The sequence below is a fragment of the Parabacteroides bouchesdurhonensis genome (assembly GCF_900186615.1).
GTDB lineage: Bacteria > Bacteroidota > Bacteroidia > Bacteroidales > Tannerellaceae > Parabacteroides > Parabacteroides bouchesdurhonensis.
On sequence record NZ_LT896588.1, the window covers coordinates 779,955 to 796,278 of the forward strand.

Here is a 16,324-nt window from a genome sequence, read left to right on the forward strand (position 1 = left end):
TGTAGGAATGACACAGGCAAATAGCATAAAGAAAATAGATATAAGGCAGGTGCTGCAAGAGAAAGCACCGTCTGCCGCAAGCAAAATACCGGACTTCATTGTCAACTACCTGATTCGTACAGTACACCAAGACGAATTAAATGACATTCTTACCCGGTACCACGAAGAACAGGGCGTAGACTTCATGAAACAGCTTATCGGCTACTTCGATCTGAGCTTCGATTTAATCGGCAAAGATAACATTCCCGACAGCGGACGATACATATTCGCATCCAACCATCCTTTAGGAGGACTGGATGGTATTTGCCTGTCCGCCCTGATCGGAGAACAATTCAAAGGAAACATCCGCTATCTGGTAAATGACCTTTTGCTATACATCGACAACCTGAAATCTATCTTTGTTCCCGTTAACAAACACGGGGCACAAGGAAAACGGAACGCAATGCTAATTGAAGAAGCGTATGCTTCCGACCACCAGATCATAACATTCCCCGCAGGTTTATGCTCCCGCAAGATAAACGGACAAATTCTGGATTTGGAATGGAAAAAATCATTCATCCAAAAAGCCGTTGAATATAAGCGCGACATCATTCCCGTTTACTTTGACGGGAAGAACTCGAACTTTTTCTACCGGCTCGCCAACATCCGCAAAGCCTTAGGCATAAAGATGAATTATGAAATGATATACCTGCCGGACGAGATGTTCCGGTGCAAACATAAAACTTTCCGCATCTATTTTGGCAAACCAATCCCCTGGCAGACCCTCGACAACAGTAAGAAGCCGGCAGAGTGGGCAGAATGGATTAAGAGAATCGTATATAACTTAAAGAAACAATAGACTCAACTATATGCAAGAAATTATCAAACCCGTTGACAAAGCTCTTCTAAAAGCAGAACTTACGAAAGAAAAGCGACTACGGCGAACAAACAAATCCGACAACGAAATTTACATCATCACCGCCCATGACTCCCCGAATGTGATGCGCGAGATAGGACGCCTGCGTGAAATAGCATTCCGTTACTATGGCGGAGGAACCGGATTAGAGCTTGACATCGACCCGTTCGACACAATGGAGGATGCTTACAGACAATTGATTGTATGGAGTCCGGAAGATGAACAGATTCTAGGAGGCTACCGCTTCCTTTGTGGCTCCGACGTTAAGTTTGACGAAGCCGGCAAACCGATCCTCGCTACAGCCCATTTATTTAATTTCTCCGAACAGTTTATCAGGGATATTCTTCCCTACACAGTAGAATTGGGGCGGTCTTTCGTTACACTGGAATACCAGTCTACCAGAGCCTCCTCCAAGAGCCTTTTCGTGCTCGACAATCTTTGGGACGGGCTCGGAGCTTTGTCGGTAGTAGATCCAAGCCTGCAATACTACTTCGGAAAGGTAACCATGTACAATACTTACAACACGGAAGCCCGTAACATGATCCTTTACTTTCTGGGGCTGCATTTCCCCGACAACGAAAAGCTGATCACACCGGTCTATCCTCTGGAAACAAACACCGACATCGAGAAGATGAAAGCGTTGTTTCATTATGACAACTTCAAAGACAATTACAAAGTGTTGAACCAGGAAGTGCGTAAATTCGGAATCAACGTTCCGCCGCTGGTAAACGCTTATATGAGCCTGTCGCCAAAGATGCGCGTATTCGGCACCGCTATCAACCACGAATTCGGAGAGGTGGAAGAGACCGGCATCCTTATCGCTATCAACGAGATACTCGAAGACAAAAAGAAACGTCATATCGAGACCTATCTCAACGAAGAATGCCAGTCGGCAGAACTGATCCGGAAGGGCTGATTACTTCTGCGCTTTCAGCCAGGCCGCATAATCCGCATAGAATTTATCCGCCTTGGGCTGTCCCAAGGTGGCTATAGACCCCGGTTTGCTCATCAGGCCACTGTATTGGTATATCAATATCTTTTCAACAAAAGGAGAAACATCGGCCATCTGAATCAGCAAACGGTCAAACGTAGACGGAATGGCCGGACTGGTATATACTTTACCCTCGAAGTCGAAAATCTCCAGATCGGCCCATATTTTAGCACGGCCGGCCTTCTCATGCGCCTTTGAAAGGGCTTCGAAATACTTGCCTACTTCACCGGCTTTCGACTTCTGTACGCCTACTTCATCCTGATAAGCGATAATATCCACATCCAGCCTTTCCAACTGTCGGGCATAATAATCATCCGCCTTCACGGTGTATGTGCCATAAGGCGCAATCATCGTCTTGCAATGCGGCGTCAGTTCGTGCACCAGCCGTGAACTGTCGTTCACATAAGCAATCGTTGTGTCGTCCATCGTTTCTGCCAAATTCGTTTCGTTGGGATAATACCAGCCGTAAAAACTCTTATGATGTGAGTATTTTTCAGCAACCTCTTCCATTCCTTTAGCACGAAGGGCTGCCACCTCTTTACTGGTCATCATCTTCTCCACTTCACGGAAGTCACCCCAGTAATCATTACTGATAAAGAATTTCATCCCATACTCATCCGCAGCACTGAGAACCGTCTCTAAAGGATCCGGTGAAGCCAGATCGTATCGAGGCTGTAACTTGGAAGGGTAAAAGGTCTTCCCATTGTCGGCAACCGACAATAACACCAGATACTCCATACCCAATTCGTGAATATCCTTGATCTTTGCCCTCCATTGCTCGTCGGTATATTTATAAAAAATCGGATTCCAATACTTTGCTCCTACCCGCGAGTGATGGTAGAACTCAAACCACGATCCCACCACCGGCTTTATGTCCGGATTCCGTTTGAAATCCATTGCCAATAAATCATTCGACACCAATGCCGCCGTAGCAGCCAAGCCTCCTAACTGTAAAAATTTCCGTCTGTCCATAATCTGTATTAAATTTAAGTAACACACTCATTAGTATTTCTTTTGTGTTTTCAGCCATTCTATGGCACATTGTTCCAGCGCATCGTACCACACCTTCCCAAACTTACGGATCAGTGGTTCCTTTAAGAATTCATATACACGCATCCCTTGTCTTTTCCCCAACACCTCAGCGGCTTTGCAGACATCCCAGCGATGCAGATTTACCGCACTAAAATCGCGATAACGGGTAACACGAACAGGATACAGGTGACACGAAACCGGCTTATAAAAGCTCACTCGCCCTTCGCGATACGCCTTTTCGATGGCACACTTACAGGTTCCGTCGGCATCATAACAGGTAAAGACGCAATCCTTACCGTTCACGATAGAAGTCACCGTGTCACCCTCGTCATCAATGTAGGCAACGCCCTGCTTGTTGATAATTTCCTTCGCTTTCGGCGAAAGATCGTCCCATACTTCGGGAAGCACTTTCTGAAGTTCCGCCAGTTCGGCATCTTCAAGGGGAGCGCCGGAATCTCCTTCCACACAACACTCTCCTTTGCACCGTGAAAGATCGCAAAGGAAATAGCGTTCCACAACATCGAGGCTCACCAAGGTATCATTTATCTGTATCATGCTATAAAAAGAAAACAGCCGGTAATTAGATAAGGTCCGGAGCATACTGGACTGTAACTGCCGGCTGTCTGTTGTCTGTTATAAACTAATTAAAGACTTCCCTGTCATTTCCTTCGGCTGCTTCATTCCTAAAATTTGAAGAATTGAAGGAGCAACGTCAGCCAGGATACCATCCTTTACCTTCGCATCCTGACGGGCCGTAACGTAAACGAACGGAACAGGATTCAGCGAGTGAGCCGTATTAGGCGTGCCATCTTCATTCAAAGCATGATCGGCATTACCGTGGTCAGCAATAATGATCACCTCATAATCGTTCGCTTTGGCAGCTTCCACTGTGTCATGCAAGCAAGCGTCTACGGCAATCACGGCCTTTTCAATCGCTTCATAAATACCCGTATGCCCTACCATGTCGCCATTGGCATAGTTGCACACAATAAAATCATATTTCTTTGTATTGATAGCTTCAACCAATTTGTCCTTTACCTCGTATGCGCTCATTTCCGGCTTTAAATCGTAAGTAGCCACTTTAGGAGAAGGAACTAAGATACGGTCTTCTGCGTCATAAGGCGTCTCACGTCCGCCGTTAAAGAAGAAAGTTACATGCGCATACTTCTCTGTCTCGGCAATATGCAATTGAGTCTTGCCTTCCGTAGCCAGATACTCACCCAATGTGTTCTCAACGTTCTCCTTATCGAATAAAATATGTACGCCTTTGAAACTTGCGTCATACGGCGTCATACAGAAATATTGCAGGCCCGGTATGGTGTGCATTCCAGCTTCCGGCATATCCTGCTGGGTCAACACTACGGTCAGTTCCTTAGCACGGTCGTTACGATAATTGAAGAAAATCACAACATCACCCTCTTCAATCGTTGCTACCGGCTTGCCGTTCTCAACATGAACAATCGGTTTGATAAACTCGTCCGTTACACCTTCGGCATACGATTCCTCCATAGCAGTTACCATGCAGGCAGCCTCTTTCCCCTTACCGTTTACAAGAAGGTCGTATGCCTCTTTTACGCGTTCCCAACGCTTGTCGCGGTCCATTGCGTAATAACGTCCGATGATAGAAGCGATTTTCCCGCCGGTAGTTTTCAAATGGTCTTCAAGTTGTTCAATAAAGCCCTTGCCACTCTTCGGGTCGGTATCGCGGCCGTCCATAAAGCAATGAACATAGGCTTTACTGATACCGTATTCTTTTGCGATATCGGTCAGTTTGAACAAATGTTCCAGCGAGCTGTGAACACCACCATCAGATACCAATCCCATGAAGTGGATTTGTTTATTGTTATCTTTCGCGTAGCTGTAAGCACGTTTGATTTCCGGATTATCCATAATAGTATTCTGGCGGCAGGCAATATTAATCTTTACCAAATCCTGGTACACGATACGTCCGGCGCCGATGTTAAGATGCCCCACTTCGGAGTTTCCCATCTGCCCGTCGGGCAAACCAACGTTTTCACCAGAAGCTTGTAACTGAGAATTCGGATATGTTTTCAATAAATAATCCCAGTAAGGAGTAGGTGTGTTGTAAATAACATCGTCTTTCCGGTGGTCGCCTATACCCCATCCGTCGCAAATCAATAATAGTGCTTTCTTGCTCATGATTCTTTTTATTATAATGTTTATACTGTTATCGGGAAAAAACCGGTACAAAGATATACAATTCCACCGTATTATTTCTCTGCAAAGTGTTACTTTTGCCGTCATAATGGAAATGAAGGTAAACGATAACGAATTAGGAATCATCAGGCTCCTTACCCATCCCCGCGCCACACGTTACACGGTAAAAGTAGTGAACGGCAAAGTAACCGGCACTATGCCTCCTTATGGCGACTGGCAAACGCTGCTACGTCTTATTAACGAGAATAAAACGCGCCTGCAACAACTTGTCGTGCAGCGCGCGCTGCCCTTGCTGGATGAACAGACACAGTTAAGAACCCGTACCTTCTCGCTGCATATCATACGTCACAGTCAACCCCGTTTCATGATGTCGCTTAAAGAGGATCAACTGAACATTGCCTGCCCTCCGGACACCGACTTTACCGATAGCGAAACCCAACACACCCTGCGCCGGATGCTACAAGCCGCTTTACGCCACGAAGCCCGCCGCCTGCTGCCTTCCCGGCTGAAAGAACTTGCCACATTACATGGCTTTACCTACAAAAACCTGAAAATTCAGAGCAGCAAAGGACGCTGGGGGAGCTGCTCGTCGGGAGGTAATATCAACCTATCGCTCAATTTGATGCTTCTCCCCGCCCACCTGGCCGACTATGTTATGCTGCACGAACTCTGTCATACGGTCGAGATGAACCACGGTGAACACTTTTGGCAATTAATGGATAATGTTACCAACGGACAGGCCAAATCACTTCGCAAAGAACTTACGGGTTTCAGCAAATTCATCACCTTTGTGACATAGACATTGATATATCCTGTGCTTCCGTAAGCCACAGCCGTTTCCCCCTGTCTTGGAGGACTTGATCCGCCTCTTACCCTAGAATGTAGTATTTAACTGCATGATAAAGGTACGCGGAGCGGCTACATCCATCGGACGGACACTGTATTCGTTATTCCAAAGGTTGTTGATGATGCCTTGGAACTGTATGTTCTTCGTAATCTTAACACCCAGACGGAGGTCCATTGAAAAGTACCCTTTATTGTTGTTCATCCAATAATTGTGGAGGTCGCCAAACATCAGTCCTCGTACATAATCCATCAGATCGGGGGCGGCTTTCTCGCGTTCGTCTACCATAAAGTAGTCTACTGCCAGCGTTTTACTCTTCCAGGCAAGGTTAGTACCGATATTGATACGTTTCCATTCCAGGTCGAACACGCCTTTCAGGGAATGTTTCTGGCGATATTTCAGATATTTGGAAGTATTCGATTTGGATTTCATGGAAAACAGGTCGGCGCTGGCTTCCTCTTTTTCGTTCAAGGCATCCGCATCGGCATCTATAGGCCGGGTATAAACGTAGCCCGCGCTAAACGTCAGGCGAGTGTGCGAATTGAAGTCGTACATGCCGCTCACGGAAGCATCCACTCCCGAAATACGCGCTTTCCCCACATTGGTAAACTGTGCGCCGATACCCGGCACTTTTCCATTAACCAATAACGCGATGATGTCTTTCAGATTATCCAGATATTCAAAATTCTCCTTATCAAACAGGCCTATCTGGAACTCAATCATATCCTTGTATTGAGTGTAGAAACCTGCCACATCTACAAATCCCTTCAAGCCTCCCAGCTTATAGCCTTGTTTGAAACCGATCTCAGCATTGAATCCTTTCTCGGCTTTCAGCGCGGCATTGGGGAATGCTCCCACGCCACCAATATCTTTCAGTACGTACTTCTCTACGATGGACGGGTAACGGTAACCTTGTCCGAAGGAAGCACGGAGGAAACTATATTCACCCAGTTCGTAGTTCAGTCCACCACGGAAGACAGGCTTCACAGGGATCTTAGCTCCGAACAGTTTCGTTTCGGCTTCTCTGTAATGGTCGTCCACACGATAATATTCCCAACGCATACCTAACGACAGGTTCAATTTGTCGAACAGCTTATGGTCGTACTGGGCAAACAGGGCGGCATTGTCGCTCTTATGCGTACCGGTAACCTTCGAGTCGGCATAGACACGTTCATAAGTAGCGCCGGCCGTCAGTAAGGAGTTTTCATATTTCTTGCTGAACTGGTAATCCAGATAATAAGAGGCCGTCAGGTCGGAACCGGGTTTCGTCTTTTCTATCGGTTTAGAAGCATTTGCCAACCAATCCTGAAGTTCATCGCTATTAGTAGGCAGTGGGGTACGTCCCATCACCCATGAGACCAGGTCCATATAATCGGCCGGTTTGGCCGTAGGAAAGAAATGGTTACCGAGTTTCTCCACTTCACCGGCAAGCCCCGTTATATTTCCACTCAGCACATCTCCTAAATGGGGCAGGACAAGGGGCAATAGTTCTTGTACCGGATTATTTACAATATTCATAATCTCGGGAATGGAATTGGAACTGAATCCCATTTTACCGGCAATTTCATCCAGCGTCTTGTCGGTCGTGCCAGACACGATCTGGTCTTTACGGCGGTAAATACGTCCTTTAATACGGTGGGTGGTATTGTTATTGGCATTGGTATAATTGATGAAGGGGTCTATGTAGAAATTATGACCTTCCCTGCCCATATTGGCCAACGGCGACTGCGTATAAACTTCTTCGGGCGAACGCCAAAGGAAAAAGCCGGCGTAATCGTTGGAAAGATAGTTGGCATTCACGCCATAGTTCAATCCCTGTACGCGGGGATCGTGGTAAGTAAGGTTACCTCCGATACGGAAACGTTTCGTATAGTTCCCTTTACGGTAACCTTCGTCTGAGAACAGATTCATACCGGCGGAAAGGTCGAAGTCACCGATACGGCGGCTATGCGACAGGTCTACTCCGTTGTACATCGGATTCGCGTCGGAAAATAGATTACGCAGGAGCGGCTTCGTTTCGTAATTACCGTTTTTCCATAAGTCACGGTCCCACCATACACTGCTTTGTTGCTTGGGATCGCCGTAAATACCCATATATACATTCGCACGCGTTACCGGGTCCAGTCCCGGACGTTTGGTACGTACATTGATCAATCCGTTCAGTGCGGATGATCCGTACAATACGGAGGAAGCTCCTTTCAGCACTTCTACCTGCTCTACATTCTCCATCGGCACGATATTCCAGTTTATCTCACCCGATCCGGGAGATAACACCGACATACCATCAACCAATATAAGACAGCGGCTGCCTACTCCATAAGTCCATCCGCAACCTCCTCTGATAGAAGGTTGACGGTCTGTAATCTCCACCCCGGGTACATTTTTCAGTACGGAGGTCAGGTCTACCGGATCCTGACGGGCAATATCACCTGCCTTGAGGAGTTCCATAGATACGGTCACATCGCTCAGCTTCTGTTCATACCGCCCGACGCTTACCACAACTTCATCCATCAGATTGGATTGTACTTTCATTCCCGCATTTAACGTATAATTCTGTCCACGCTTGAGGACTAAAGGAAAGTTTTGGTTTTCGTAACCCAGATAACTGAATGTAAGAATAACGCTTCCGACAGGAACAGATAACTCGTAACGCCCGTTTATATCCGATATAACGCCTTTTGTTCCTGATTTATCTTTATAATAAATATTAACCCCTACCAGAGGTTCATTATTCGCAGCATCATATACATATCCTTCAACTTTCTGCCCTAATGCTATATTTACCGATACAAACAAGAACAGAATGAGCCAGCCATAAACATGTTTCATATGCATTTATTTTAGAATGAGAAATAAAAACGAATTGTGTGTATTCACAATTAATAAACAAAGGTATATTTATTTTCGTTTAATTGTCTATAGTCTTTTGAAACAGACAAATAATTCCATAAAACAGACTATTGAGCCAAAGAGAAACGTACGCTAATTCCATAATTGGAATTGGAAGTAGGATACGAGGCACTCGAAACTAATGGTTTATTAACCTGCAGGTCGTAAAAAGCACGCAAGGTAAGGGCACGGCTCAACCCGTAATCGGCTGAGAACTGGATAGTACGGGCAATATTACCGCTTGTAGCCTGTGTAAAGCTATCTTCTATTTTACGGATAAGTGATTGCATCTTCCTGAAAGAGAAATCAAGGCGGACCGTCAGGTCGTTGCTAAAGTCTCTCGTCTTTTTCATCTTCAATACTTTATTAAACTCCGTCATCTTATAGCCCAAACCGATAACGAACTCATTAGAGAGAGCCTCTACCAATTGATAGGATGAAATGTTCAGGCTCAAATTACGGGTCGTCCGGTATTCGGCACGCGCCGTTACATTATTCAACAGTGTAGCATCTACTCCCAACAACGGACTGAAACCTTCCGTAATACTTACGGCCGAAATCTCATAAGGAGACGACGGGGTCGGATTTCCGGTCAACACATCACGTACATAACCTAAGCCATCCTGTCCGGCATCTACCCAGTTCAGGAAAGAAGAGAACGTCCCCACACTATAAGAGCAACGGTACTGATGACTCAACATCATGCTCTTAAAATATTTCTTTACCGTCGGAATCTTTATCAACCCATCATAAGTAATACGCCAGTTCGGTAACAGGCTTGCTAAAGAAGGAAACGCCGTCAAGCCCACCTTGTTCGGGTTCTTTCCGGTATAAGCTGCCAGGAAAGCAGGAATCAATACATCTGTAGAATTCAAACTAACTCCTCCCTGTTCGTATGGCCTTCCCGCGTTTGCTGTTCCGGCAATAAAGCCGGCATTCGGATACGAAGTTCCCGCATACATATTTTCCAACCGCGCAGCTATAATACTGCGGTTGAATAAGAAGTTGTCAAACGCTTTGGATGAATATCCGTTTCCCGCGTTACCGCTTCCTCCGAAAGCGCTCTTTAGGGCAATCGTTGTCATGGTAAAGCTACCGCCTTGTGTTTCAGGCATGCCATCGTACATATACCGTATCTCGGTGTTACGGGTATCTACGCGACTGGCATTCAAATCGATCTTTAAACCCGGAATAGGTTCTAAATTCGCACGGATATTTAACGTTTTCGCATTATTGATCATTGCCGGAGTAACATTGGAAGAGTCCATAACCAACCAGCCCCTGTCGGCAGCATCATTAATATAATCCCGATTTACCGAACCGAAAGCGAATCCCAACCCGGGTGCCATCACTCCCGCATTCCGTTTCTGTCCGAATATATCGCCGATCTCCGGACGGAAGCCGGGCAACATCATACCTGCCGTTGTTGAATACTGGACGTTTACGCGTCGTATCATCATCAGGAAACGGCTGGCATACTCGGCAGACTTATACAAGAAATCTTCCGTAGGTTTCGGACCAGGATAGATAGTCAGTTTCAGGTGGGCTGTATCTTTGTTCAGGATCATTACTTCCGCGTAATTGATCGGTTTGTATTTCACCGAATACATTTTCCCGTCGGCACCACGAGCCGTAATACGCACTTTCTTTGTAAACATGCCGTGTTGCACCACCGTACCGCTATCAAGATTCAGTTGAATTTCCTTTTCAAGCTTTATCTCTTTCTTTTTCTTCTCACGTTCACGGGAAGCAGTCGAACGGGTAGCGCTGAACTTCTGATTTACCTTTTTCAGGAACTTATTCTTGTTATACAGCGATTGCATATTGAAACTACCCTGCCATTCAAACTGGCGCTGGTTCTTGATCGTATTACCAATCTCCGTCTCAGCATCCACTTCGGCTCCGCGATCCCAGTTATAAGCGGCATTATAAGTGAAAGAACTGTTTACCCAATCGAGTACCGGAATATATTGCAACGGCATATTCCATGTTACAGAGAACGACTGGTCATATTTCATCGGAGTACCCAAATCGGCAATACTTTGCTTTACCGAATCTTTCCACACCTGATAGTCATCCGGGTTCAGTTTTTTATTTACTTGTACATGCGGTTCTTCGATCCGGGCATTTGTTCCTGAGGTGAAAGAAGCGCTTAAATTATTCGTAAAATCCCAACGCAGGCTAAAAGCGCGGTCCCAATAGAAATTCTGGCTGAACGACACGGGTATTTTATCCCCCCCGCTAGCCTGGCTGGTAAGATCCCGCAACTGTATTTCATAGTAACTACGCATCAAGGCTGTCTGGAAACTGATGTTCGACGGCACATAATTCAGACCCAGTTGCTTTATGTAACGGGTATATCCGTTATTTTTCTTCAATTTCTCAAATGGACGGAACGGGCGGACATAAGGAGTGTAGTTATAAGCAAAATTACCCCGGTAATCTTTCGTCGTCTCATATTCGGTATCCGGATTCTTCTTATTATTCTCACTATAAGAATATCCGAAAGAGAAGTTTGCCGGATCATAAGGCATCGGATTCTTACTCTGAATATTCACCCTCACATTATTAAAAGAAATACTTTTAATGGTATTCCGGTCTTGCGCGAATTCTTTAATAGAATCTTTTTCCGCCTTTGTTTCTACGGCATCCATAGCGTCAGATAATTTAATATCCTGATCCAACGGATTATATTGAGGACTTGTTACCTCTTTTGAATAAGCATAATACAAAGGTATGCTCACTTTCGCCTTCTCCGGGAATAATTTACCCAACTCTACGGAAGTAGATACACTGTACTGGGAGTAATCGTCCAAACGACGTTCCGACAAGGATTGGTCTAACGCGCCAAAGCCTGCGGTTTCAATCCTTCCGGCTAGATTCACTGTACCTAAATCGGATAAGGCTACATTCAGATTGGCATTAGCAGCCCAACCGCCTGATTCGTTGAAGTCGGTTAAACGAAGTTCATTTACCCAGACTTCCGCGCTCTTTATCTCTTTCGAGTTATTGCGGACTCCAATCATAATCGTCTTCACTTCCGATAAAGACGGATTACCTACAACACTGATCTTATTACGCGGATTATCCTTATCATAGCTTGAATATACCGTCTGGAATGTAACCCCATCCTGTCCCGACCGTTTCGCACGATTACGTTCCGTCTTCAGGTTAGTCAAAGTTTCCAGACTAAAGTTGAGTGTATTCACGGTAGGCCAGACAGCTTCGCGGTCATCCGCGCTATTGGAACTATACTGGTCACTGTGAGGCGTTAACTTCAACGGTACTTCATATTCATAATAATTATTCTTATAATCAGACCCCAAACGGATAAAGACGGATAATTCTTCACTCTTTAACTCCGTAACATTCGGATTAAGAGCCTCGGCATGCACAAACAACTGCATACGTTTATACTGGCGCAAATCATAATATGTGCTCTTATAAACAGCCCTTGCGTCTTGAGCAGCCAGGTTCGTCACTTTCAGAGAAAGGGACTGTTCATTCTGTTGGATCAGCTGCGGCTGGCTCGGGTCGAGCATACGGCTGATACCCGGAGGGAGAATGTAGTTGACCGGTTGCCTGTCGCCATTCTCCTCAATATTTACGGTAGAGACTTCCAGCGTCCCTTTAATCGTAGGCGGAACTTTCGGATTAGACAAGTCTTGTTCATAAGAACGCCAGTCGCCCCTTACCAACTGGAAAGTACCGAAACGGAATACGGTAGGGTCTTTAAAATCGGTCAGATACATACGCATAAAACGTATGGTTTTGAAGTTATTGATACCTCCCACCGCACGATCGTACTTTTTAACAGGAATCTTAAATTGATACCAGGTAACTTTATCGGTAGTTCCGTTTACCAGTTTCACATTGGACTCACGTTTATCTACAATAAAGTTATTACCTACTACCATATCTTTCGGACGAACAGATACCTTGTATTCATAATACTTTTCATTTTTATTCAACGTATTATCCTGATTCAGGTCTTCCACATCCGGCAGGTTTTTAGCCGATGTATTATACCGTCCGGTCGATTCTTCCGAGTTTCCTTCCGTCCCATTATAACGTTTATAACGTTCCAGGATACTCTTTTCCTGTTCATCATAATCTTCTCCACGGAAATAATGATAGTTATCACTGGCCGGATCATTCAACACGGAGAACGGGTCATTCTCCATTTCAGCAATAGCGGCAGCAGACAATTTAGGCCTTAACTTTTCCAAGAACTTTGTATACGTCTCAAACCCTAACTCTTCCGTTGTAGAGAGTCCGTTCAAACCGACATCCTGCAATTGACGCGCCCCTGCAGTATTATCAAAAGCATATACCGTACTTTGCTGGCGGGGCACTTTACCCCAAACCGTAGTTTCCACTTTCGACTGGTCTCCATCTACCGGCAAGCCATTTTCAAAGAATTTCTTCTCATCTTTCAGAATATCTTCCGAAATCTCGCCCAAGTTGAAATAAAGGTCGCCACCGTTTACATTCTGATCATAAATAAAAGGATCAAGCAACCAGAACTCGATATATTCAATATTAGCTGTTTCAAAGTCACTCTGATCTATTTTACGCATGATACCGCCCCAACGCTTTTCCGGATGAGCCAGTGTTCCGTCTGAATTTACATCATCCGCATCCAAGTTATACGGGCCACGCTCATTTGGATAATAAGCCAGATTCAGTACAGACAACGTATTATTCTCATTATATCCCAAATCTTTATTCGGGAACAATTCTTCCGTATACACCGCGCGGACATAATGATTAGACAATTGCTCCTTATCTTCCTTTAGATGTCTTGGCAGGGAGCTTGAATTCTTACGGGTAAAGATTCCATCTATGTAATACCAGGCCAATAAGGCACGGTTTTTACCATATTCCACATCATTTACCAGCTTTGCCTCGGGGAACAACGCAGATGTGGCATCGTCGGACGGAGTACTTGCCAAATTCCAGGGATACGGGTTCAACAAGTCAAAACCGCTTTGGGTAGATTCGAAATCATCCAGATAAGAATAACCGCCGGTATTTTTATTTTCATAATGGCCTGCTATCAAATGGGCGAATTCCGCATTGAAAGAAATCTGGCTAGGCTTTGTCAGTGTCAATAAAGGCAATTTGTCAAACATATTAGTCAGCCACTGGCTTTCTCCCTTATAAGACGCGTTGAGCCCCCACAACGTATTATTAATGGATTCGTCGCCGAAAGCCACCTTTGTAGTAAGCGGCATCTCAGACATGTGCATCACAGTCGCGCCGATATTAAAATCCCTGTTGAGCTGATAGTTCAAATCCAGTCCCACCATTGTCTTCCGCTGCATATTGTATACCGACTGGTTCTCCAAAGATACGCTGACCGGAGTTCCGGAAGAGATAATGCTTTCATTCAGGATCGTTACCGTACCGGAGGTATAGTCTACCGTATAATCTACGTTTTCCGTAAGAATAGCTCCACCCGCAGTTACTTTTACAGACCCGCGCGCTACATTCGTAGCTCCCAACTGAATCTCCGAACCCGAAGAAGCTTTATATTCACCACGCATAATGAACTTGTTCTTCTCTGCGATCTGCCTTGCCACAGTTAATGTAGAATCATACAATTCCTGATAGATGTATTTATTAGCGATAGCGGCATTTCCTATTTTATTCTTCAAGTTCGAACCGAAAGGTTCAACTACCGGGAATATGATCTTGCCATTCTCAGCCTGAACCGTATAACCGTCTACAAAGTCAAAGAAACCGTCGGCATACGGTTCATTCTTTGAATCCAGGCGATCCAGGTTCATCAACTTCAACCATATCTGGTTATTCAACGACGGCTCCGGAATATAGTTGACGTATGTACCCGCCGAATCGCTCTGATACATAATATCCAGCTTGAACTTCTCCTTTTGCACGGAATAAGCCCCCAAAGAATACACATTCTTCATCATCAAATCCCAGAACGGCATATCGGGAGTAGTGGATACGCCTTTCAGCAATTTCACAAACAGGCAGTTCGTTGTATTATTGGAATTGTCGGTAGAAAACTCACCTACCTGATATACCTGCCCGTTTGAAGTATATTCAAAAGCAACCGCCAGAACCTCATCCGGCTGCAATTGCGTTTTCAAAGAGATATACCCCAATTGCTTGTTAAACGTATATTCGGAATCGTCCAGACGACGGGCGCTCTCTATCTCTTCATAGTCTTTGCCGCCCGTTAAAAGACCTCCTAACGCCTGGTTTACCGTACTGATCTGACGAGCACCTTCAATCGTCTGCACATTACTGTATAAGGTATTAGCCCCGTTGGCAGGCAAACTGCTCGAACCGGAAGGCTGGACAAAAGACGGATTGCTTATATGGTTACGTTCGGCCAAGTCGGAAAAAGCCACGATATTGCGGGACTGGTCGTAATTGCTTCTCTTATTCGTAATCCAGACCTCGATACGGTTAATAGATACAGAAGAAGAGATATAAGGCAGTTTCTTCATCGCGTCATCATACGTATCGCGGAAATAATGGGCAAGGAAGAAATGGCGGTTCTCATCATACTGGTCGATGGTTAACTCAAACGGCTTCGTTTGTACTCCTCCTTTGGAATTAACCGTCTTGGACTCCGAGTTTTGTTGGGCAAACAATGCGTTGACACGCAATTTGCCAAACTGCAGGTCGGCCTTTATACCAAACAAAGCAGCTCCGCCATTAATAAGGGAGTTGCTTGTCGTCATGCTAACATTACCGGCTTCCAACGATTTTATGATCTCGTCTTCCTCGCCGGTATAGGCCAGTTTCAATTTCTTGGAATCAAAGTCGAAAGAAGTCTCCGTATTGTAGTTCATTCCGAAATTGACTTTAGAACCGACAGAGGCTTGCATATTCAGCTGGACACTCTCGTCGAAGTTAAAGAAAGTCCGGTTACGGGCCCGTTCGGGCAAAGACGGATTCTGTACTTTGTTATTCTTCAACCCCATTGTCAGTTCGGCCGATCCCTGTGTTTTCACCCTCACCCCTCCGGGACCGAAAATACGGTCGGCAGCTCCGATATTGAACTGCATATCCGTCAGGTTAAACTGCTTATTGGCTTCCTTCTGGAATTCTTCTTCGTTCTTCTGGCGGAAATAAGAACGCAGGGATTGCTGCATACTGTAATCCTGATACTCTTCCGGCGTCAGGGTCATAGGCGTACCCAGTTCCTTGTCGCCCAGCTTGGTGCGGACAATATAAGCGCCGGTCTTTATATCGTATTCGATAGTCGTTTTTACGTTATCGGGAGTCCGAAGGTCGGCCGGAGATTGCTTTACGATGTCTTCATATTCCTGCGGAGATGTCCGGGATACCGGATAGCGGGGCGGAATCGTATCTTCCGGCGCCTCCAGTAGTTCCAGTTCGGGCAAGGTAGCGGTATAAGTAAGGTAATCGGCATTCAGTGAATACAGGCCGGCACCAAACAGCAATACAACCATCCACAGGATATATTTCAGTATTCGTTTCTTCATCTTCGCAA

At 45.4% G+C, this 16,324-nt stretch carries 8 protein-coding genes; 3 read left to right on the forward strand and 5 right to left on the reverse strand.

The window, feature by feature from the left end; genetic code table 11:
- The first annotated feature begins 7 nt into the window (after positions 1 to 7).
- Positions 8 to 838: a lyso-glycine lipid O-acyltransferase GlsA gene (gene glsA / locus C1721_RS03445; RefSeq protein WP_102407176.1), complete on the forward strand. Its 831-nt coding sequence runs from the start codon at positions 8 to 10 to the stop codon at positions 836 to 838.
- Positions 839 to 848: 10 nt separating this feature from the next.
- Positions 849 to 1,811, forward strand: coding sequence for a glycine N(alpha)-acyltransferase GlsB (glsB, locus tag C1721_RS03450; protein ID WP_102407177.1), 963 nt, complete (start codon positions 849 to 851; stop codon positions 1,809 to 1,811).
- Here the strand turns inward: glsB and C1721_RS03455 are convergent, their stop codons facing one another.
- The 3 genes from C1721_RS03455 to gpmI all read right to left on the reverse strand — a co-directional run bounded on the left by C1721_RS03455 (position 1,812) and on the right by gpmI (position 5,078).
- The gene (locus C1721_RS03455) at positions 1,812 to 2,858 is read right to left on the reverse strand and encodes a DUF4434 domain-containing protein (RefSeq protein WP_102407178.1); all 1,047 of its coding nucleotides are present in this window, start codon (positions 2,856 to 2,858) and stop codon (positions 1,812 to 1,814) included. It abuts the gene before it with no gap.
- A gap of 30 nt (positions 2,859 to 2,888) precedes the next feature.
- Positions 2,889 to 3,473, reverse strand: coding sequence for a DUF3109 family protein (locus tag C1721_RS03460; RefSeq protein ID WP_102407179.1), 585 nt, complete (start codon positions 3,471 to 3,473; stop codon positions 2,889 to 2,891).
- Between the two features lie 78 nt (positions 3,474 to 3,551).
- Complete coding sequence (gene gpmI / locus C1721_RS03465) at positions 3,552 to 5,078, reverse strand: 2,3-bisphosphoglycerate-independent phosphoglycerate mutase (RefSeq protein WP_102409217.1); 1,527 nt, start codon at positions 5,076 to 5,078, stop codon at positions 3,552 to 3,554.
- A 16-nt stretch (positions 5,079 to 5,094) separates the two neighbouring features.
- Between gpmI and C1721_RS03470 the strand changes: the two genes are divergently transcribed.
- Entirely contained in the window at positions 5,095 to 5,895 is an 801-nt protein-coding gene (locus C1721_RS03470; protein WP_234347286.1) for a M48 family metallopeptidase, read from the forward strand.
- Between the two features lie 75 nt (positions 5,896 to 5,970).
- On the opposite strand, the gene C1721_RS03475 is transcribed toward C1721_RS03470, so the two are convergent.
- Both C1721_RS03475 and sov read right to left on the reverse strand, forming a co-directional pair.
- The gene (locus C1721_RS03475; RefSeq protein ID WP_102407180.1) at positions 5,971 to 8,769 is read right to left on the reverse strand and encodes a TonB-dependent receptor; all 2,799 of its coding nucleotides are present in this window, start codon (positions 8,767 to 8,769) and stop codon (positions 5,971 to 5,973) included.
- A 128-nt stretch (positions 8,770 to 8,897) separates the two neighbouring features.
- Positions 8,898 to 16,316 (reverse strand): T9SS outer membrane translocon Sov/SprA, encoded by a 7,419-nt coding sequence (sov, locus tag C1721_RS03480; RefSeq protein ID WP_102407181.1) that lies wholly within the window; start codon positions 16,314 to 16,316, stop codon positions 8,898 to 8,900.
- Positions 16,317 to 16,324: the final 8 nt, after the last annotated feature.